General features: G+C 67.1%; 16 protein-coding genes. 12 read left to right on the top strand and 4 right to left on the bottom strand.

Annotated features, from left to right (window positions below; all coding sequences use genetic code 11):
• Positions 1-8: 8 nt before the first annotated feature.
• From ACZ1A1_RS10410 to ACZ1A1_RS10400, 3 genes are all read right to left on the bottom strand, one after another.
• Positions 9-983 carry an ABC transporter permease gene (locus ACZ1A1_RS10410; RefSeq protein ID WP_463619857.1) on the bottom strand — a complete coding sequence of 325 codons (975 nt, stop codon included), beginning with the start codon at positions 981-983 and terminating at the stop codon, positions 9-11.
• A 53-nt stretch (positions 984-1036) separates the two neighbouring features.
• Positions 1037-1834 carry an SDR family oxidoreductase gene (locus ACZ1A1_RS10405; RefSeq protein WP_415212264.1) on the bottom strand — a complete coding sequence of 266 codons (798 nt, stop codon included), beginning with the start codon at positions 1832-1834 and terminating at the stop codon, positions 1037-1039.
• Positions 1835-1901: 67 nt separating this feature from the next.
• Positions 1902-2852, bottom strand: a complete 951-nt coding sequence (locus tag ACZ1A1_RS10400) for a sugar ABC transporter substrate-binding protein (RefSeq protein WP_463619856.1) — start codon at positions 2850-2852, stop codon at positions 1902-1904.
• Positions 2853-3178: 326 nt separating this feature from the next.
• On the opposite strand from ACZ1A1_RS10400, the gene ACZ1A1_RS10395 reads away from it, so the two are divergent.
• A complete protein-coding gene (locus tag ACZ1A1_RS10395; RefSeq protein ID WP_463619855.1) occupies positions 3179-4888 on the top strand; it encodes an ABC transporter substrate-binding protein in 1710 nt (569 codons plus the stop codon).
• Positions 4889-4911: 23 nt separating this feature from the next.
• Here the strand turns inward: ACZ1A1_RS10395 and ACZ1A1_RS10390 are convergent, their stop codons facing one another.
• Positions 4912-6033, bottom strand: coding sequence for a Gfo/Idh/MocA family protein (locus tag ACZ1A1_RS10390; RefSeq protein WP_463619854.1), 1122 nt, complete (start codon positions 6031-6033; stop codon positions 4912-4914).
• A gap of 183 nt (positions 6034-6216) precedes the next feature.
• On the opposite strand from ACZ1A1_RS10390, the gene ACZ1A1_RS10385 reads away from it, so the two are divergent.
• From ACZ1A1_RS10385 to lpdA, 11 genes are all read left to right on the top strand, one after another.
• On the top strand, positions 6217-7800 hold the full coding sequence (locus ACZ1A1_RS10385) for a GMC family oxidoreductase (RefSeq protein ID WP_463619853.1): 1584 nt from the start codon (positions 6217-6219) through the stop codon (positions 7798-7800).
• Positions 7797-8798: an inositol 2-dehydrogenase gene (gene iolG / locus ACZ1A1_RS10380; RefSeq protein ID WP_463619852.1), complete on the top strand. Its 1002-nt coding sequence runs from the start codon at positions 7797-7799 to the stop codon at positions 8796-8798. The genes ACZ1A1_RS10385 and iolG overlap by 4 nt, the downstream gene beginning before the upstream one ends.
• 304 nt (positions 8799-9102) lie before the next feature.
• Positions 9103-10809, top strand: a complete 1707-nt coding sequence (locus ACZ1A1_RS10375; RefSeq protein ID WP_463619851.1) for an extracellular solute-binding protein — start codon at positions 9103-9105, stop codon at positions 10807-10809.
• Between the two features lie 11 nt (positions 10810-10820).
• Complete coding sequence (locus ACZ1A1_RS10370; protein WP_415212271.1) at positions 10821-11627, top strand: SDR family NAD(P)-dependent oxidoreductase; 807 nt, start codon at positions 10821-10823, stop codon at positions 11625-11627.
• An 83-nt stretch (positions 11628-11710) separates the two neighbouring features.
• Entirely contained in the window at positions 11711-13009 is a 1299-nt protein-coding gene (locus ACZ1A1_RS10365) for a M24 family metallopeptidase (RefSeq protein WP_463620105.1), read from the top strand.
• Between the two features lie 56 nt (positions 13010-13065).
• On the top strand, positions 13066-14055 hold the full coding sequence (locus ACZ1A1_RS10360) for a thiamine pyrophosphate-dependent dehydrogenase E1 component subunit alpha (protein ID WP_463619850.1): 990 nt from the start codon (positions 13066-13068) through the stop codon (positions 14053-14055).
• A 10-nt stretch (positions 14056-14065) separates the two neighbouring features.
• A complete protein-coding gene (locus ACZ1A1_RS10355) occupies positions 14066-15049 on the top strand; it encodes an alpha-ketoacid dehydrogenase subunit beta (protein ID WP_415212273.1) in 984 nt (327 codons plus the stop codon).
• A 2-nt stretch (positions 15050-15051) separates the two neighbouring features.
• The gene (locus tag ACZ1A1_RS10350) at positions 15052-16020 is read left to right on the top strand and encodes a biotin/lipoyl-containing protein (RefSeq protein ID WP_463619849.1); all 969 of its coding nucleotides are present in this window, start codon (positions 15052-15054) and stop codon (positions 16018-16020) included.
• A 13-nt stretch (positions 16021-16033) separates the two neighbouring features.
• Entirely contained in the window at positions 16034-17464 is a 1431-nt protein-coding gene (locus tag ACZ1A1_RS10345) for an NAD-dependent succinate-semialdehyde dehydrogenase (protein WP_463619848.1), read from the top strand.
• A gap of 7 nt (positions 17465-17471) precedes the next feature.
• Positions 17472-18356 (top strand): 2-oxo acid dehydrogenase subunit E2, encoded by an 885-nt coding sequence (locus ACZ1A1_RS10340; RefSeq protein WP_463619847.1) that lies wholly within the window; start codon positions 17472-17474, stop codon positions 18354-18356.
• 7 nt (positions 18357-18363) lie between these two features.
• Positions 18364-19743: a dihydrolipoyl dehydrogenase gene (lpdA, locus tag ACZ1A1_RS10335; RefSeq protein ID WP_463619846.1), complete on the top strand. Its 1380-nt coding sequence runs from the start codon at positions 18364-18366 to the stop codon at positions 19741-19743.
• Positions 19744-19760 lie beyond the last annotated feature (17 nt).

The following is a 19760-nucleotide window of genomic DNA, read 5'->3' as shown; positions in this document are numbered from 1 at the left end:
CGCGTTCCTCAGGCGAAGGGTGAGAACATGCGGCCGCGCTTGGCCGCGATGTCGAGCCAGACGGCCAGGATTATGACGACCCAGGTGACGAGCCACTGCACGTAATAGGCAAAGCCGAGCAGCAGGAGGCCATTCTGGATAAAGCCGAGGATGAGCACGCCGATCACGGTCTTCGCGATGCTGCCGGAACCGCCGAGCAGGGACGTGCCGCCGAGGATGACGGCGGACAGCACGAGGAGCTCGTAGCCCTGGCCGACATTGTTCTGCGAGCCCATCACGCGGCTGCCGAGGATGATGGCGGCGATGCCGGTGCAGAAGGCGGAGATCATGTAGGTGGCGAGGACGACGCGGCCGCGGCGTATGCCGGAAAAGACCGCCGCCGTCGGGTTGCCGCCCGAGGCGTAGACGCGCCGGCCGAAGGGCGTATGCGCGAGGACGACATGCATGACGACTGCGAGCACGACGAATATGAGGATCTGCGTCGGCACGCCGAGGATCGCGCCGCGGCCGAAGATGGCGAACCAGGTCGTGTCCTGGTTCTGGATGTCGACGTTCTGTCCGCCGGTATAGATGAGCGTCAGGCCCTGGATCGCCGAGAGCATGCCGAGCGTGACGATCAGCGAATTGAGCCGGGCCACGCCCACCAAAAGGCCGTTGACGGCGCCGACGGCAAGGGCGGCAAGGAGCGTGACGGCGATGGCACTGATCGGGCCGATCTTGTCGTGCAGGTCGACGACCAGCACGGTGGAGAGCGACAGGAGCGAGCCGACGGAAAGGTCGAGGTTTCCGCAGATCACGACGAGGGTGACGCCGAGCGCCATGACGCCGATGATCGCGGCCTGACGGAAGACGGCCTGCAGGTTGTCCGGGGTCATGAAGCGATCCGAGACGACCGAGAAGCCGACCATGAAGAGGATGAAGGCGATGAGGATGCCCCGCTGCGTGAGAATCCTCGTTGCTGACTTCAGGCGTTCTTCCGCCATGGCCGGTCTATCTCCCGTTTTGACGTCGATGGCGGTTGCAGGCGCGCGCATGGTCACACCAGTGTCATCCCGCCGTCGATCATGATGATCTGGCCCGTCATGTAGTCGCTTTCGCGGGAGGCGAGGAAGGTGGTCGTGCCGGTTATGTCGCTCGGCCGCGCGACGCGCCCGCGAAGGATCTCGGCGGAGAATTCCGCCATGGCCTGCCCGGGCCGTTCGGCCGCGCCGATATTCATGAGGTCGCGGTCCACTTCCTCCCACATTTCCGTCGCCACAACGCCGGGGGCGAAGCCCGTGACGGTGATGTCGTGCGGGGCGAGGGCGCGCGCTGCCGACTGGGTGAGGGAGACGACCGCCCATTTCGAGGCGCAATAGGGCGCGACATTGTCGAAGCCCTGGCGGCTCGCGACCGAGGCGGTGTTGATGATCTTTCCGCCGCCGCCCTGCGCGATCATCTGGCGCGCGGCTTCCTGGATGCCGATCAGCACGCCCATGGCGTTGACGTTCATGATGAACTGCCAGTTCTCGTCGGTCACGTCGAGGAAGTTCATCGGCTTGTTGACGCCGGCATTGTTGAAGCAGACGTCGAGCCGGCCGAAATTGTCGGCGACGGCCTTGACGAGCCGGCGCATGTCCTCGCGCCTCGTGACGTCGACCGCATGCGCCATTGCGCGCCCGCCGGCCGCTTCCGCGCGCGCCTCGTTCGCCGCCGCGACCTCGGCGGCCAGCGCTCCGTTGACATCGGCGAAACAGACATTGGCGCCCTCGTCGAGCAGCGCCTCGCCGATCGCGCGGCCGATCCCGCGCGCCGCGCCCGTCACGAGGCAGGAAAGTCCGGAAACACGTCCCATCGATTACTCCATATGCATGAATGCGCGGGCCCCGCCTGGGAGGCCCGCGCGGTCCCGGGAGGACGTCTCAGAAGACCGGCTTGGTGAAGTCCTTCATGTTCGCCTTGGTGATCTTCGGCGTTTCGAAGTAGTTGAGGGCAGGGACCTTCTCGCCCTTGACGACGGCGATCGCCGTCTTGAGGGCGTTCTTGGCGTCGTCGACCGGCGACTGGTAGATCGAGCCGTAATATTCGCCGCGCTCCATGGCCTCGTAGCCGACGGCGAAGTTCGTCGCGCCCACGAAGGCGATCTTGTCGGCGCGGCCGGCGGCCTTGGCGGCGTTCAGCGCGCCGACGCCCATGTTGTCGTCGCCGGAATAGACGCCGTCGATCTTGTCGTACTTGACGAGGAAGGCCTCCATGACGCGCTGCGACTTCTCGCGGTTCCAGTCGCCCGGCTGGGTCTCCAGGATCTTGACGTCAGGGCAGGCTTCGGTGAGGCGATCCTCGAAACCCTTCTGGCGCTCGATGGCGGTCGTATAGCCCGGCTGGCCGGAGATCTGCACGATCTGGCCCTTGTTGCCGAGCGCCTCGCACATCAATTCGGCCGCCGAGGCGCCCTGCTGGATATTGTTGGGGCCGGAGAAGGAGGCGATGAACTCGGCGCCTTCCGGAGCGATGTTGGAATTCGTCACGATGACCGGGATGCCGGCGGCCTGGGCCTTGCGCACGGCGGGCACGACGGCCTTGCCGTTGGTCGGCCAGATGATGATGGCATTGACCTTCTGCTGGATCAGGTCCTGCACCTGGGCGATCTGGCGGGCGACGTCGCCGCCCGCGTCGAGCACCACGGTTTCCACGCCGCTCTCCGCCGCGGCCGCTTCCTTGAAGGCCTTCTCATAGGTCGTCTGGTAGCTGTCGACGCCCACATTGTTCTGGGTGATGCCGATCTTGATCGTGTCGGCGAAGGCCGCATGGCCGCCCATGAGGGCGAAGGCGATGCTGACGCTGCCGGCAAGCTGCTTGAATTTCCTGTTCATGTCGATTCCTCCCGTTTGTTGGCGTGATACCGGCAAGGTCCGCAGTTTCCTCCTTGCGATCCCCGGCCGGTGTCTCGGCCCGGCAAAACAAATCCTGCAAACCGGCCCCGTGGGCCACGACTGATATATCCATATCTGATAAAAAATAGTCCAAAATGGATGTTTTGCGTGATACACAGGAATATGAAGTCGGATAGCACGAGGTGAAGATGGCCAAACGATCCGAAGCCGGTTCGCCCGGTGCGCCGCGCAGGCTTGCGGACCGTTTGGCGCGTGCGGCGACGCACGATCGTTTCGAACGCAGCAGGAGTGGGCTGTCCGCCACCATGACAAGACAGAAGTCGGCCGAACTGCTCGAGACCGTGGATTTCATGGAGGCATTCGTTTCCGAGCTCGGCTCCGTGCTCGATCTGACCACCCACGATCCGTATCTTTCGATGGCGCTTCATCTCATGCGGACGCATCTGGAGGGAAGGTCCGTGACGGCGTCGTCGCTCGTAGCGGAATCCGGCGTCGCCTATGCGACGGGCATGCGCAAGCTTGCGGACATGCAGGAGGCGGGGCTCGTCGAGCAGCGTTCCCGCACGCGCACCGGCAAGAGCTTTTCCCTGCATCCGAGCGCGCGGTTGATCGCGAGCTGGGGCGTCCTCGGCGAGCGCTTGCAGCGCATCGCCGCGCAACGCTACGGCGCGTCGGCGGGCGACAGGGGGGCGTCCGACTACTATTTCGGCGGCACCTATCTGCAGAGCCATTCGATCCCGCCGCCGAAGGTCCTGTCCGAGCCGCTTTCCGTGCCCGGCGGCATCCGCGTGCTCGTCCATGGCGACCCGACCTTCATGGTCATGGAGAACCTCAAGCGCCAGTTCGAGCAGATCGTCGGCACGAAGATCCACCAGCGGGCCTTTTCCATCGACCGCCTGCACGAGGAGGTGCTGAAGAACGCCGAGCGGCGCACCAGCCGCTACGACATCGTCGCCGTGGACCTGCCGTGGATCGGCGAGCTCGCATCGAAGAACGTCATCCTGCCGCTGGATACCATTATGGATATCGACCTGCTCGATCCCGGCGATTTTCATACGGCGGGATGGCAGGCCGCCCATTGGGGCGGGCGGCCCTACGGCGTTCCGAGCCAGACGACGCCGGAGCTCCTGTTCTATCGGCGCGATCTCTTCGCCCAGGCCGGCCTCGAACCGCCGACGACCACGGCGGGCGTGCTGGCCGCCGCCAAGGCGCTGCATGCGCCGGCGCTTGGCCGCTACGGCATCGCCTGGAACGCCGCGCGCGGAACGGCGCTCGGGCATACGTTCATGATGGCCTGCGCGGATTTCGGCCAGCCGCTCCTGAACCTGCGCGCGGTGCATGGCGGCTTCGACACGGGCAACCTCCACCGGGACGATCTCGTTCCGACGATCGATACGCCCCGTGCCCTCGAGGCGGCGGAATACCTGATGGCGCTTCTGCAATATTCGCCGCCCTATATCCTCTCCATGTCGTGGTACGAGCGCATCCGGCCCTATGCCGCAGGCGAGGTCGCCATGGCCTATGGCTACACGCTGCTCGCGCCCTATTTCGAGCTCGACCCGAAATCGCCGGCCTTCGGGAACACGGCCTATCTGCCCCATCCGACGGGCACCGGCGGCGCGCCGGTCGCCCCTATCGGCGGCTATGTGCTGTGCATCCCCAGCAATCTTTCGGAAGAGAGAATGTCGGCCGCGACGCAGGCGCTGGTGGCCTTCACCTCGCCGGAGGCCCAGAAGCTCTACATCACCAATGGCAGCCGCACCGCGCCGCGCTATTCGGTCGGCGCGGACCCCGATGTCCGGCGCCTCTCCCCGATCTTCGAGGCGGTGGATGCCATGTCCTGGCGGGACGAGCTTCAGTTCTGGCCGCGCCCGCCGATCCCCGAGATCGCGAGCATCATCACGATCTGCGGCGAGGAGATCCACGACATGCTGCGCGGCGCGATTTCCCCGCGCGAGGCCCTGCGCCGCGCGCAGGAGCGCGTGGAAAGGGAGATGCAGGGCCGGAGGCGGTGATCGCATCCTCCGCCCCCGCCGTTTCAATGGATGTCGACCGACCGGCCGCTCCGTGCCGATTGCTGGATCGCCTCGACGCAGCGCTGCACCTGCCAGGCCTCGCGGAAATCCGTGACGCATTTGCCGCCTGACGCCCATGCCGCCAGCAGCTCCGCGACCTCGATGACCTTCAGGTCGTTGAAGCCGAGATGGTGGCCGGCGGCGGGGCAGAATGCGCCGTAGGGGGGATGCGCCGGGCCTGCCTCGATCTTCGTGAAGCCGCTGCGGCCCGGCCCGCCGGCATGATGGATCAGCAGTTCGTTCATGCGCTCCTGGCTGAAGCCGAGCGCGCCTTTGGTGCCGGTGATCTCCCAGCTCAGGTCCATCGTGCGGCCCGTTGCCGCCCAGTTGGCCTCGATGCTTCCCTCCGCGCCGTTCTCGAAGCGGAGCAGCGCATGGGTCATGTCGTCCACCACGACGGGCGTGCGGTCGAGGCTTCCGGCCTTTACGGGCCGCGTCCTGTGAATGGTGCGACTCTGGCCGGCGACGGCCGTGATCGGCCCGAGCAGGTAGCGCGCCATGGACAGGATGTGGCTGCCGATATCGGCAAGGGCGCCGCCGCCCTCGGGATCGGTGCGGAAGCTGTGCGGCGTGTCGGGGTCGCACATGTAGTTCTCCGCATGGCGCCCGCGGAAGCCGGTGATCTCCCCCAGCTCACCCGACCGTACGATCTCCTGCGCCAGCTTGATCATCGGATTGCGCAGGAAGTTGAAGCCGACCAGCGTCAGGGTGCCGGCCTTCTCCGCCGCCTCCGTCATCCGCCAGCCGCTCTCGGCGGTGGTGGAGAGCGGCTTCTCGCAATAGACCGCCTTTCCCGCCGCAATCGCCGCCAGCACGATCGGCTCGTGCAGCACGTTCGGTGCGGTCACGGCGACGATATCGACCTCGGGGTCGGCGACCAGCGTGCGCCAGTCTCCCGTCGCCTTTTTATAACCGAGCAGGGCCGCGTTGCGGATCGCGCTCTCCTCGGAAATGTCGCTCAGCATGTGCGGCACGGGCTCGACCGGAAGATCGAACAGCCCGCCCACCGAACGGAACGCATTTGCGTGGCAGCGCCCCATGAAACCCGCCCCGATAAGGCCGATCCTCGCCTTTCGCCTGTCCATTCGATCCTCCCGTTCGATTTGCATCGGTCTTAGCCCGGCGGGCGGAGGATGCGAATTCCCCGGATGTCCATTTTGGATATCTGCGGCGTCGAGTCGGCCGGCCGGCCGGCCTATCCAGAACCATCGGGCCGGCGAGGAGCGGCTTTGCGAGGCAGTGCGGAGGACAAGGTGGAGCGAGCGGACGTGAAGTACGATTACATCGTCGTGGGGGCCGGCTCCGCCGGATGCGCGGTCGCCGGCCGCCTGGGCGAGGCCGGCAAGCGGGTGCTGCTGCTGGAAGCGGGCGGCAAGGATACCAGCCCCTGGATCCACATTCCCCTCGGCTATGCCAAGCTCTATGCCAATCCGAAGGTGAACTGGTGCTTCAACAGCGAGCCCGAGCCCCATCTCAACAATCGCCGGCTCTTCCAGCCGCGCGGCAAGGTGCTCGGCGGCACCGGCTCGATCAACGGCATGATCTACATGCGCGGCCAGCCGGAGGATTTCGACAGTTGGGAGGCGGTCGGCTGTAGCGGGTGGGGATGGTCCGGCGTGCTTCCCTATTTCAAGTCCTGCGAGGACCAGCAGCGCGGCGCGAATGTGTTTCACGGCACGGGCGGTCCCGTATCCGTTTCGGACCTGCCGGGACCGCACCTGCTGGGAGAGGCGTTCCACGCCGCCTCCGAACGGCTCGGCGTGCCCCGCAACGACGATTTCAACGGCGCGGCCCAGCTCGGCACCGGCTATGTCCAGACGACGACCCGCAAGGGCCGCCGCTGGTCGACGGCGCGCGGCTACCTGCGCGGTCCCGCGATGGACAATATCACCGTCGCGCTCCACGCCCATTGCGAGAAGGTGGACTTCGAAGGCCGCCGGGCCGTCGGCGTCACCTGGACCGATCGCACCGGCCGCCACAGCGCCCGGGCGGGCCGCGAGGTAATCCTGTGCGGCGGCACCTTTTCCTCGCCGCAACTGCTTCAGCTTTCGGGCATTGGCCCGGCGCACCTGCTGCGCGAGCATGGTGTCGAGGTGCTGCACGACCTGCCCGGCGTCGGCGAGAACCTGCAGGACCATTTCGGCATCGGCCTCGAATTCGAGAGCACCTCGCCGACGACCGTCAACGATCTCTACAACAACTGGCTGCGCGGCGGCGTCCAGTTCCTGCGCTATCTCCTGACCCGCAAGGGGCCTTTCGCCGATAACGGCAATTATTCCAATACCTTCATCCATTCCGGGCCCGATATCCCCACACCCGACATGATGGTCACCTTCATGTCGTGGTGCACCAACGAGGAGCTGGTGCCCCACCCGTTTTCCGGCTTCACGATCCTGTGCGAGCATATGCGGCCGGACAGCCGCGGCCATGTGCGCATCCGCTCGGCGCGGAGCACCGACGCCCCTTCCATCCAGTTCAACTTCTTCGAGAGCGAGGCGGACCATCGCGCGGCGCTCTCGGGCCTGAGGTTCGGCCGGCGTATATCGCAGACCGACCCGATGCGCGGTTTCGTGCGCCGCGAGGTCTCTCCCGGCCTCGATGTCGAGAGCGACGACCAGATGATCGCCTATTGCAGGCAGAACGGCCTTTCGCTGCTCCATCCCGTCGGCACCTGCCGCATGGGCACCGGTGCCGACGCGGTGGTCGATCCGCGCCTGCGGGTCCATGGCGTCAGCGGGCTGCGCGTGATCGACGCCTCGATCATGCCGCGCATCGTCACCGGCAACACCAACGCCGCCTCGATCATGATCGGCGAAAAGGGCGCGGCCCTTGTTCTGGAGGAGACAGCATGACCATCGGTATTTCCGTTTTCGGCTCCGGCCGCATCGGCGTCATCCATGCCCGCAACGCGGCGAAGGCAGCCGGGGCGCGGCTTGTCAGCATCATGAACCCGGACCGCGCCTTGGCGCAGCCGCTTGCCGACGAGCTCGGCGTGCCCGTCGTCGAAAGCGCGGAACAGGCGCTGTCCGATCCCGCGGTCGATGCCGTCATCATCTGCACGCCGACCTCCACCCATGTCGAGCTGATCGAGCAGGCCGCCCGCGCCGGGCGGGCCGTCATGTGCGAAAAGCCGCTCGACCTCGCCATCGACCGCGTCGACCGCGCCATGGCGGCGCTGGAGGAGACCGGCACGCCCTTCATGCTCTCGTTCAACCGGCGCTTCGATCCCGGTGTCGCTGCGCTTCGCGCGGCGGTCGAGGCCGGAGAGGTCGGCGCGCTCAACATGCTGTCGCTGACCTCGCGCGATCCCGCGCCGCCGCCGATCGACTATGTCCGCCAGTCCGGCGGCTATTTCGCCGACAGCACGATCCACGATATCGACCTTGCCTGCTGGATAACGGGCGAGTTGCCGGTCGAAGTCCACGCCACCGGCTCCTGCCTCGTCGATCCCGCCATCGGCGCAGAGGGCGATTGCGATACCGCGATGACGACCCTCAAGATGCCCTCGGGCGTGCTGGTCCACATCAACAATTCGCGCCGCGCCGTCTACGGCTTCGACCAGCGCATCGAGGCATTCGGCTCGGGCGGCATGGTGCAGACGGCCAACCAGCACAACGACAACCTCATGCGGACCACCGCCGAGGGCTTCGCCCGCCAGTCGCCGCTGAAGCACTTCTTCCTCGAACGCTACGAGGCGAGCTTCGCCCATGCACTCGACGAATTCGTCTCGGCGCTGCGCGAGCGGCGCGCGCCGTCCGCGACGCAACGCGACGGGCGCAACGCGCTCGTCATCGCACGGGCATGCGAGGAATCGCGCACCACCGGCCGGGTCGTGCGGCCGCAGTTCTAGCCCCGGTTTTCGCGAAGAAACCTGCTGTTTCCCGCGCTTCCGACGGGAGTGCGGGACAGGCCGTTTTTCCCGATTTCCGATTTGGATGGCCATTCTCCAAAAATATCCAAAACGCGATGTTTCGATATCCATTTTGGATAAATCTGCTGATCAGCGCTCCCCGGATTTCTGTCAGAACTGTCTTCATCACCTTCCACTTCATCCCTGTGAGCCAGCCGTGAACGAGCATGTTCCCATTTCCCTGTCTCCGCTTCGCACCCGCCCTGTCCGGGGGCGGGATGGGGCTTACGGTGCGAGGATGAAGATGATGGAGGAAAGCAACCGGGGCCTGCGCGACGGGCTGGATTTCCTGGAAAGCTTCTCGACCGAGCTGGGCAGCACGTTCGAGCTGGAGGCACCGAACCCGTTTCTCAACATGGCGAGCCATCTCCTGCGGCACCATCTCGACGGCAAGCTCGTCACGCCGACATCGCTCATCGCCGCTTCCGGCGTGCCCTATGCGACCGCGTCTCGCAAGCTGAAGGAGATGGAGCGCGCCGGGCTTCTGGAGCACCGCGAACGGAGCAGGTCGGGACGCACGTTCTCGGTCCATCCGAGCGAACGGCTCGTCTCCGCCATGACCAATCTAATCGCCCGCAGCCGCCAGCTCGCCTCCCGATATATGGGCACCGGGCAGGACGATGGCAGCGCGTACTATTTCCAGAGCACGCACCAGCAGGCGTCGACGATCCGTCCGCCGCTCGTCTTGAACCGGGCCCTCTCGCTTTCCGGCGGCCTGCGCATCCTCGTGCATGGCGACCCGACCTTCATGGTCATGGACAAGCTCAAGCGCCAGTTCGAGCAGATGGTCGGGGTGAAGATCAACCAGCGGGCGTTCTCCATCGACCGGCTGCGCGAAGAGGCGATCCGCAATGCCGAGCGGCCGGCCAGCCGCTACGACATCATCGCCGTCGACCTTCCCTGGGTCGGCGAGTTCGCGGAAAAAGGTATTCTCGCCCCGCTCGACGAACTCATGGACATCGCGCGCCTGAAGCCGGACGACTTTCACCCGGCCGGCTGGCGCGCGACCCATTGGGGCGGCAGGCCCTATGGCGTACCGAGCCAGACGACGCCCGAACTGCTGTTCTACCGGCGCGACCTCTTCGCCGAGGCGGGCCTCGAGCCGCCGGCGAGCGTCGAGGATGTGCTGAAGGCCGCCGAGGTCTTCCACCGCCCGTCCCAGGGGCGCTACGGCATCGCCTGGAATGCGGCGCGCGGGACGGCGCTCGGCCACACGTTCATCATGGCCTGCGCCGACTTCGGCCAGCCGGTGCTGGACCTGACGCCGCTCGCCCATGGCTTCGACGCCGATATCGGCCTTCGCGATGACCTGCGCGCGACGATCGACACGCCGAAGGGCCTGGAGGCCGCGGAGTATCTGCGCGCGATGCTCGCCTTCTCGCCGCCCGACATTCTCTCCATGTCCTGGTACGAGCGCATCCGTCCCTATGCGGCCGGCAAGGTGGCCATGGCCTATGGCTACACCGCGCTCGCGCCCTATTTCGAGCTGGATCCGGGCTCGCCGGCCTATGGCCAGACGGGTTACCTGCCGCATCCGGCCGGCCCCGGCGTCGCGCCGCATGCGACGGTCGGTGGATACATGCTCGGCATTCCCGCCAACCTTCCCGCCGAGCGGCGGGCGGACGCCATCGAGGCGCTGATCGCCTTCACCTCGGCCGAGGCCCAGAAGCTCTTCGTGGTCAACGGCTCGCGCACCGCGCCGCGCTATTCGGTCGGCGCGGATCCGGAAGTGCGCCGCCGCTCGCCGATCTTCGAGGCCGTCGACGCCATGTCCTGGCGCGAGGAGCTGCAGTTCTGGGCCCGCCCGCCCATCCCGAAGATCTCCGAGATCATCCGCATCTGCGGCGAGGAATTTCACGACATGCTGCGCGGCATCCAGCCGGCGCGCATCGCCTTGCAACGCGCCCAGGCCCGTGCCGACGCGCTCTTGAAAACGACGTCAACGAATTGAGGAGGAACGTCATGGATCCGAACCGCCTGAAGGGCAAGAACATCCTGATCACCGGCGCCGCACAGGGCATGGGCGCCTGCAATGCCGAATATTTCGCCGCGCAGGGCGCCAATGTCTGCCTCGGCGACATCAATGTCGCTGGCGTGAACGACGTGGCGCGGCGCATCAACGAGGCCGGCAACGGCAAGGCGATCGCCGTCAAGCTCGACGTCACCAGCCGCGCGGACAACGCCGAGGCGGTCGCGGCCACGGTCGATGCCTTCGGCTCCATCAACGTGACGCTCCTCAATGCCGGCATCAACAAGCCCCTGATGTTCCTCGATATCACCGAGGAGAACTGGGACATGATCATGAACATCAACGCGAAGGGCCAGCTCCTCGGCATGCAGGAGGCGGCCAAGCAGTTCATCAGGCAGGGCAAGGAGAACGGGCCCTACAAGATCGTCAATGTCGGCTCCATCGTCTCGCGCCAGGCCTTCCTCGACGTCGTGCCCTATTCGGCCTCCAAGCATGCGACGCTCGCGCTCATCAATGGCGGCGCCAAGGCGCTCGTCGAGCACAACATCACCGTCAACGGCTACGGCCCCGGCGTCGTGCGCACGGAACTGTGGGAGCAGCTCGACAAGGACCTCGTCAAGATCGGCATGTTCGAGAAGGAGGGCCAGTCGATGGACCACCTTGCAAAGACGATGATCCTGATGAAGCGCTACAGCTACCCCGACGACGTTCGCGGGACGGCCGCCTTCCTGTGCTCGCCCGAAAGCGACTACATGACCGGCCAGCTCATCATGATCGACGGCGGCATGATCATGCAGTGACCGGCCGCCGCCGACCCGTTCCCCCGATCCCTATCGCTATGACGCGCGCCCCTGACGGCTGCGCGAAGGAGAAAGCCATGGCCATCACCACCGCCCTCAACCCCCGCATCCTCCAGCCCGGAGACATCGACCCGAACTGGCGCTGGGACCGGCATCTGCCGGCGCTCGGCCACACCGCCGTCGATTTCGAGCGCCGCGTCGATCACGACCGCCTGCGCCGCTACCGCCTCAGCCGCGCCAAGGACGCGCTGAAGAAATCCGGGCTCGGCGCGCTCCTGACCTTCGACGTCAACAACATCCGCTACATCACCGGCACGAAGATCGGGGAATGGGAGCGCGACAAGATGTGCCGCTTCGCGCTTCTCGCCGGCGACGAGGAGCCCTTCGTCTGGGATTTCGGCTCCGCGGCCGTGCATCACAGGCAATATTGCGACTGGCTGAACCCCGACCATTGCCGTGCCGGCGTCGTCGGCATGCGCGGCACAATCCCGCCGTCCTTCGGCCTGATGAAATACTATGCGGAGGAGATCGCCTCGCTGCTGCGCACCGCGGGCGTGATCGACATGCCGGTCGGCGTCGACTACGCCGAGACGGCGATGTTCTTCGCCTTGCAGGAGGCGGGCATCAAGGTCGTCGACGGCCAGCAGGTCATGCTCTCGGCCCGTGAAATCAAGAATGTCGACGAGATCCACCTCCTGACGCAGGCGGCCAGCATGGTCGACGGCGTCTACCACATGATCTGGGAGGAGCTGAAGCCGGGCATCCGCGAGAACGACATCGTCGCCATGGCCAACAAGCTGCTCTACGAGATGGGCTCCGACGACGTGGAGGCGATCAACGCCATCGCCGGCGAGCGCTGCAACCCGCATCCGCACAACTTCACCGACCGCCTGTTCCGCCCGGGTGACCAGGCGTTCTTCGATATCCTGCAGAGCTACCAGGGCTACCGCACCTGCTACTACCGCACCTTCAATATCGGCCGCGCGACGCCGGTGCAGCGCGACGCCTATGTGAAGGCGCGCGAATGGCTGGACGCCTCCATCGCGATGATCAAGCCGGGCGTCACGACCGACAAGGTGGCGGCGGTCTGGCCGACAGCCGAGAGCCTCGGCTTCCCGAACGAGCTGGCCGCCTTCGGCCTGCAGTTCGGCCACGGCCTCGGCCTTGCGCTGCATGAGCGCCCGATCATCAGCCGCGCGGTCAGCTTCGAAAATCCCATGGTCATCGAGACGGGCATGGTCTTCGCGCTCGAGACCTACTGCCCGGCCGCGGACGGCTACTCGGCGGCGCGCATCGAGGAGGAGGTCGTCGTGACCGACAAGGGCTGCGAGGTCATCAGCCTCTTCCCCGCCGAAGAGCTGCCGATCGCCAACCGCTACTGACATCCCGCCGCGCCGGAGCGTCCGCCTCCGGTGCGGCCATCACCGGGAAGAGATCCATGACACAAAGGAAGACCAACTCCGACGCCTATCTGCGGATGTACCGCCAGATGGTGCGCATCCGCGCCTTCGAGGACCAGGCCAATTCGCTGTACCTTTCCGCGAAGATGCCGGGCCTGACGCATATGTATTCGGGCCAGGAGGCGGTGGCGGTCGGCATCTGCGAGGCGCTGACCCGCGACGACAAGATCACCTCGACCCACCGCGGCCACGGCCATTGCGTGGCCAAGGGCGCCGATTTCAAGGAGATGTTCTGCGAGCTTCTCGGCCGCGCCGAGGGCTATTGCGGCGGCAAGGGCGGCTCCATGCACATCGCCGACCAGTCCAACGGCAATCTCGGGGCCAACGCCATCGTCGGCGGCTCGATGGGCATCGCCACGGGGGCTGCGCTCTCGGCCAAGCGCCTCGGGCGCAAGGACGTGACGGTCTGTTTCTTCGGCGACGGCGCGACGGCGCAGGGCCTTCTGTACGAGGTCATGAACATGGCCGCGCTCTGGAACCTGCCGGTCATCTACGCCTGCGAGAACAATGGCTACAGCGAATATACCAAGACCGCGGAGATCGCCGCCGGCTCGCTCACCGCGCGGGCGGAAGCCTTCGGCATCGAATCCTTCAGGGTCGACGGCCAGGACGTGCTGGCGGTGAACGAGCTTGCCGAGAAGCTGGTCGCGCGCTGCCGCAAGGGCGAGGGGCCGTTCTTCGTGCAGCTCGACACCTACCGCTACCACGGCCACCACGTCGGCGACATCAACCGCGACTATTACCGCTCCAAGGAAGAGGAGGCGCTCTGGAAGAACGAGCGCGACCCCATCGTCAATTTCGGCCGGTGGCTCACCGCCGAGGGCCTTGCGAGCGCCGGCGAGCTCGCCGCCATCGACGCGGAGGTCAAGGCCGACGCGGATGCCGCCGTCGCCTATGCGCTGGCCGCGCCCTTCCCCGAACCCTCGCAGGTGGGACGCCATGTCTTCACCGACATGATCGTCGCCTGAGGAGGCCGCAATGCGTGAAATCACCCTTTCCAAGGCCGTCAACGAGGCAATCGCCGAGGAGATGCGCCGCGATCCCTCGATCTTCCTGATCGGCGAGGACGTCGCCGAGGCCGGCACGCCCTTCAAGGTGCTCTCCGGCCTCGTCGAGGAGTTCGGCCCGGACCGCATCATCGACACGCCCATTTCCGAACCCGGCTTCATGGGCATGGCGGTGGGCGCGGCGATGACGGGCAGCCGCCCGATCGTCGACCTGATGTTCGGCGACTTCATCTTCCTCGTCATGGACCAGCTCTGCAACCAGGCGGCCAAGACGCATTACATGTCGGGCGGCAAGCTGAAGGTGCCGCTCGTGCTGCGCACCAATCTCGGCGCGACCCGCCGCTCGGCCGCCCAGCACAGCCAGTCGCTGCATGCGCTCGTCGCGCATATTCCCGGCCTCAAGGTCGCGCTGCCGTCCTCGGCCTACGAGGCGAAGGGCCTCCTGAAGACGGCGATCCGCGACGACAATCCGGTCGTCATCTTCGAAGACAAGCTGATGTACCAGGAAAAGGCCGGCGTGCCCGAGGAGGAATATCTCATCCCCTTCGGTGTCGCCAACGTGAAGCGCGAGGGGCGCGACGTGACGCTCATCGCCACGTCCTCCATGGTGCAGGTCGCCGAAAAGGCGGCCGACATGCTCGCGGCCGAGGGGATTTCGGCCGAGGTCATCGACCCGCGCACGATCGTGCCGCTCGACGAGGAGACGCTGCTCGCCTCCGCGCGCAAGACCGGGCGGGTCGTCGTCATCGACGAGGGGCACCAGAGCTACGGCGTCACCGCCGAGATCGCCAGCCGCATCGCGGACAAGGCCTTCTACCATCTCGACGCGCCGGTGCAGCGCATGGGCGCCATGGATGTCCCGGTTCCCTTCTCGCCGGCGCTGGAGGACCTGACGGTGCCGACGCCGGACGGCGTGGCCGCGCGGGCGCGGGCGCTCGTGCGCGGGGAGATCTGACCATGGCGAACGATGTCATCATGCCGGCGCTAGGCATGGCCCAGACCTCCGGCGTGATCGTCAACTGGCTGAAGGCCGCCGGTGACGCGGTGGCCGAAGGCGATCCGCTGATGGAGGTGGAGACCGACAAGGCGGTGATGGAGGTCCAGGCGCTCGCCTCCGGCTTCCTGATCGAGATCCTGCATCCTGCCGGTGCCGATGTCCCGGTCGGGGAGGTGATCGCCCGCATCGGCGCGAGCGCGGATGCGGTGGTTTCGGCGAAAAAGCCGGAGCCGGCGCCCGCCGTGGCGGCGGAAGCGCCGGCCCCCGCGGCTGTCGCGGCCGCTCCGCCCGAACCGGTGCGCAAGGTGCCCGCACAGCCGGCCCGGGCGGGCAAGGTATTGGCCTCTCCCAAGGCGCGCCGGCTGGCGGACGAGCGCGGCGTCGATCTTCGCCGCCTGGTCGGCCAGGGCATCGCCGAACCCCTCCACGTCGCCGATCTCGACCGCTATGTCGCCGTTCCTGCGACGCAGGCCGCAGGCGCCGCGCTGAACGAGATCCTTGCCACCCTTCCGGCGGATGCTCTCCGGCAATTCGCCGACTGGGCCGAACGGGAAGCCGGGGTCTCGGCCCCAGCGCTGCTGGCGGCGCTTGCCGGCTCCGCGCTCGGCCGGCGGGCGACGATCCGCGTCGAGCACCGCCATGCGGCGCATGTCTACGACATCGGCGCCCGCCCGTCGCTCGGCGGGCTTGCCGCGCGGGACGACGAGCAGGCCGAGCCCGACCTCATCCTGCGCGACCTGAGGGGAAGCCGTATCGGCCGGGCAAGGCTGGCTGCCGATCTCGCACCGGTGCTGACCCTTGCCGACGACGAGGACCGGCTTTCCGTGACGCTCACCTTCACGGGCGACCGTTTGGGAACGGACGATGCCTTCGCCCTGATCGACGCCTTCGCGGCGCGGGTGGAAAACCCGATGCGCCTGCTTCTCTAGGAGGAACCCCAAGATGTTCCAGACCGAACTCTATATCAACGGCCAATGGCGCGCCGCCTCGGATGGCGCCCGCTTCGACGTGCTGAACCCTGCCGACGAGACCGTGCTCGCCTCGGTCGCCTCCGGGACGGTGGAGGATGCCAGGGCGGTCGTCGATGCCGCTGCGGAGGCGATGAAGGGCTGGGCGGCGAAGACGCCGCGCGCCCGCGCCGAGATCCTGCGCAAGGCCTTCGAGCTGATGACGGCGCGGCTCGAGGATTTCGCCCGGCTGATCACGCTGGAAAACGGCAAGGCGCGTGCCGACGCCATGGGCGAGGCCGCCTATGCGGCGGAATTCTTCCGCTGGTTTTCGGAAGAGGCCGTGCGCGGCGAGGGGTTGCTTGCCCGTGCGCCGGCCTCGGGCGCGCGCATCCTGGTGCAGCAGCGGCCCGCCGGCGTCGCGGTGCTCGTCACGCCATGGAACTATCCGGCCGCGATGGGAACGCGCAAGATCGCGCCTGCGCTCGCCGCGGGTTGCTCCGTCGTTATCAAGCCGGCCTCGGAAACGCCGCTCACCATGCTCGCCCTGATGCCGCTCCTGGAGGAGGCGGGCGTGCCGCCGGGCGTCGTCAACGTCCTGCCTTCGCGCTCGTCCGGCGCGGTGGTCGATGCGATGCTGCGCGATCCGCGCGTGCGCGTCGTCTCCTTCACCGGTTCCACCGCCGTCGGGCGCAAGCTTCTCCATTCGGCGGCCGAACAGGTGCTCAAGCCCGCGATGGAGCTTGGCGGCAATGCCCCGGTCATCGTTTTCGAGGATGCCGATATCGATGTTGCCGTCGAGGGCGCGATGCTCGCCAAGATGCGCAATCTCGGCGAAGCCTGCACGGCGGCCAACCGCTTCTATGTCCATGAGGATGTCGCGGAAACCTTCGTCGACCGCTTCACCGCCCGCATGGCCGCGCTGAAGGTCGGCAACGGTATCGAGGACGGCGTCGATGTCGGCCCGCTCGTCAATGCCGATACGCGCGACAAGGTGGCCGCCTTCGTCGCCGATGCCGTGGCGAAGGGCGCGAAGGTCCGCCTCGGCGGGAAAGCGCCGGAAGGCAAGGGCTTCTTCTATCCGCCGACGGTGCTGACCGGCGTGCCCGGGAACGCGGCCTGCGTCGGCGACGAGATCTTCGGCCCCGTCGCCGCCATCCAGACGTTCCGCGAGGAGGGCGAGGTCATCCGCCGCGCCAACGACACGGAATACGGCCTCGTGGCTTATGTTTTCACGCGCGACATGGCGCGGGGCTTGCGGGTCAGCGAGCAGCTCGATTTCGGCATGATCGGCCTCAATCGCGGGCTCGTTTCCGATCCGGCCGCGCCCTTCGGGGGCATGAAGCAGTCCGGGCTCGGGCGTGAAGGCGGGCATGAGGGCATGCTCGAATTCATGGAGACCCAATATATCTCGGCGAGCTGGTGAGGGAACGATGGTCGATTTCGTGGCAAGTCCCGCAACCCGCGCCTACGCCGCGCAAAAGGGCGTCGATCTGTCGGCGCTCGCGGCCGAGACAGGGCGGACGAACCTCGCGCGCGAGGATGTCGAGCGAAAGCTTTCAGGGGCGGCGCCCGCCGCAGTGAATATGGCCGATCCCTGGGCGGTGGACCATGGCCAGTGGGGGCCGGTTCGCCACGAGCCGCTGTCGAAGCTGATGCAGCTCGGCGCGGCCAACCTGTCGGTGGCGCAGCGCCTTATCCCGGCCGTGACCCATCACGACGAGGCCGAGATGGATGCCGTCGAGGCGCTCCGGGCCGGGCTTCGGGCCGATGCCGCAGAAAAGGGCGTGAAGCTGACGGCGCTCGCCTTCCATGTGCTGGCGCTTGCCGCGTGCCTGAAGGCCTTTCCGCGCTTCAATGCGTCGCTCACGGCGGACGGCACGGCGCTCGTCCTGAAGGACTATGTGCATATCGGCGTCGCCGTCGATACGCCGAACGGCCTGATGGTCCCGGTCATCCGCGATGCCGACCGCAAGGGTCTCCTTGCGGTCGCGGCGGAGATCGCCGACCTTGCCGCCCGCGCGCAGGCGCGAAAAATCCGGCCGGACGAGATGGGCGGCGCGTCCATGTCCATTTCCAGTCTCGGCGGCATCGGCGGCAGCGCCTTCACGCCGATCGTCAACCCGCCGGAAGTGGCGATCCTCGGCATCACGCGCGCGCAGATGCGGCCGCACTGGAACGGCGAGGCTTTCGAGCCGCGCCTGACCGTCCCGCTCGACCTCTCCTACGACCATCGCGCGATCAACGGGGCCGATGCGGCGCGCTTCCTGTCGTTCTACGCGCGGCTGATCGCCGATCCGCGCCGCCTGCTGCTGTGAGGACCGCATGACACGGAAAGTCGATTTTCTGGTGATCGGGGCGGGGCCGGGCGGCTATGCCGCTGCCTTCCGCGCCGCCGATCTCGGCCGAAAGGTCGTGCTGGTCGATGCCCGGGCGACGCTCGGCGGCGTCTGCCTCAATGAGGGCTGCATCCCGTCGAAGGCGCTGCTGCACGCCGCGGCCATCCTGCACGAGATGAGCGAGGCGAAGGACTGGGGCATCGCCGTGGAAGAGCGGCCGCCGATCGATCTTGAAAAGCTGCGGGCGCGAAAGGACGGGATCGTCGCCACCCTCACGGGCGGTCTTGCCGGCCTGGCGCGCCGCCGCAAGGTCGAGGTGATCCAGGGTTTTGCCCGCTTCGGCGGGCCGGAGCGCGTCATCGTCGGCGACGAGGAACTGCAGTTTGCGGATTGCGTCATCGCCACCGGCTCCGCGCCGGTACGCCTGCCCGGCTGGCCGGAAGATTCGAGAATCTGGGACAGCACGGCCGCGCTTAAGCTGCGCAGCGTTCCGGCCCGGCTGGCCGTCGTCGGGGGCGGCATCATCGGGCTGGAAATGGCGACGGTCTATGCCGCGCTGGGCTCGGCCGTGACGGTCGTCGAGCTCAGCCCGCAGATCGTTCCCGGCGCCGATGGCGAGGCCGCCGCGATCCTGCGGGCGTCACTGGAGGCCTCGGGCTGCCGGATCCTGACCGGGACGCGCGTCAAGGCGATAACGCCGGGCAAGGAAACCGTCGACCTAGAGCTTTCGGGCGCGGTGGAGGAGCATGTCGAGGCCGATGCCGTCATACAGGCCGTCGGGCGCCGGGCGGATGCCGGCGCGCTCGACCTTGCCAAGGCGGGACTGGAGGCGAGGGCGGACGGGACGCTGGACGCCGATCCCTACGGCCGCACCGGCAAGGCGAACATCTACGCGATCGGCGACGTCACCGGCGGGCCGATGCTCGCCCACCGGGCGACGCATCAGGGCAAGATCGCCGCCGAGCTTGCCTCGGGGCATCATTCCGCGCCGCTTTCCGCCCTCATCCCCTCGGTCGCCTATACCCGGCCGGAGCTCGCCTGGATCGGCCAGAGCCTCGATCAGGCCAGGGCGGCGGGCGTGAAGGCAAGGGCGGCAAGCTTTCCCTGGCAGGCGAGCGGCCGGAACCTCACCTCGGGGGGTGGCGCCGGGCTGACGCGGCTCGTCTATTGCGAGGAGAGCAACCGCCTGCTCGGCGCGACGCTGGTCGGAACCAATGCCGGCGAGCTCCTGGCGGAGCTGACGCTGGCAATCGAGATGGGTGCGCGGCTGGAGGACGTCGCGCTGACGGTCCACGCCCATCCAACCCTGTCGGAGACGGTCGCCTTTGCGGCCGAGCGCGCGCTCGGCACGCTGACCGATCTCTGACGGCGACATAGGGAGGA

The sequence above is a fragment of the Shinella sp. R2-11 genome, from assembly GCF_055330205.1.
This window is presented reverse-complemented; position numbering and strand designations above follow the sequence as displayed.

Bases quoted from the DNA above. Each gene is read 5' to 3' on its own strand.
- ACZ1A1_RS10370 (WP_415212271.1), top strand. From the start codon at position 10,821: ATGGATCCGAACCGCCTGAAGGGCAAGAACATCCTGATCACCGGCGCC.
- ACZ1A1_RS10395 (WP_463619855.1), top strand. From the start codon at position 3,179: ATGACAAGACAGAAGTCGGCCGAACTGCTCGAGACCGTGGATTTCATG.
- ACZ1A1_RS10360 (WP_463619850.1), top strand. From the start codon at position 13,066: ATGACACAAAGGAAGACCAACTCCGACGCCTATCTGCGGATGTACCGC.
- ACZ1A1_RS10410 (WP_463619857.1), bottom strand. From the start codon at position 983: ATGGCGGAAGAACGCCTGAAGTCAGCAACGAGGATTCTCACGCAGCGG.
- ACZ1A1_RS10405 (WP_415212264.1), bottom strand. From the start codon at position 1,834: ATGGGACGTGTTTCCGGACTTTCCTGCCTCGTGACGGGCGCGGCGCGC.
- iolG (WP_463619852.1), top strand. From the start codon at position 7,797: ATGACCATCGGTATTTCCGTTTTCGGCTCCGGCCGCATCGGCGTCATC.
- ACZ1A1_RS10340 (WP_463619847.1), top strand. From the start codon at position 17,472: ATGGTCGATTTCGTGGCAAGTCCCGCAACCCGCGCCTACGCCGCGCAA.
- ACZ1A1_RS10355 (WP_415212273.1), top strand. From the start codon at position 14,066: ATGCGTGAAATCACCCTTTCCAAGGCCGTCAACGAGGCAATCGCCGAG.
- ACZ1A1_RS10400 (WP_463619856.1), bottom strand. From the start codon at position 2,852: ATGAACAGGAAATTCAAGCAGCTTGCCGGCAGCGTCAGCATCGCCTTC.
- ACZ1A1_RS10345 (WP_463619848.1), top strand. From the start codon at position 16,034: ATGTTCCAGACCGAACTCTATATCAACGGCCAATGGCGCGCCGCCTCG.
- ACZ1A1_RS10390 (WP_463619854.1), bottom strand. From the start codon at position 6,033: ATGGACAGGCGAAAGGCGAGGATCGGCCTTATCGGGGCGGGTTTCATG.
- ACZ1A1_RS10350 (WP_463619849.1), top strand. From the start codon at position 15,052: ATGGCGAACGATGTCATCATGCCGGCGCTAGGCATGGCCCAGACCTCC.
- ACZ1A1_RS10375 (WP_463619851.1), top strand. From the start codon at position 9,103: ATGATGGAGGAAAGCAACCGGGGCCTGCGCGACGGGCTGGATTTCCTG.
- lpdA (WP_463619846.1), top strand. From the start codon at position 18,364: ATGACACGGAAAGTCGATTTTCTGGTGATCGGGGCGGGGCCGGGCGGC.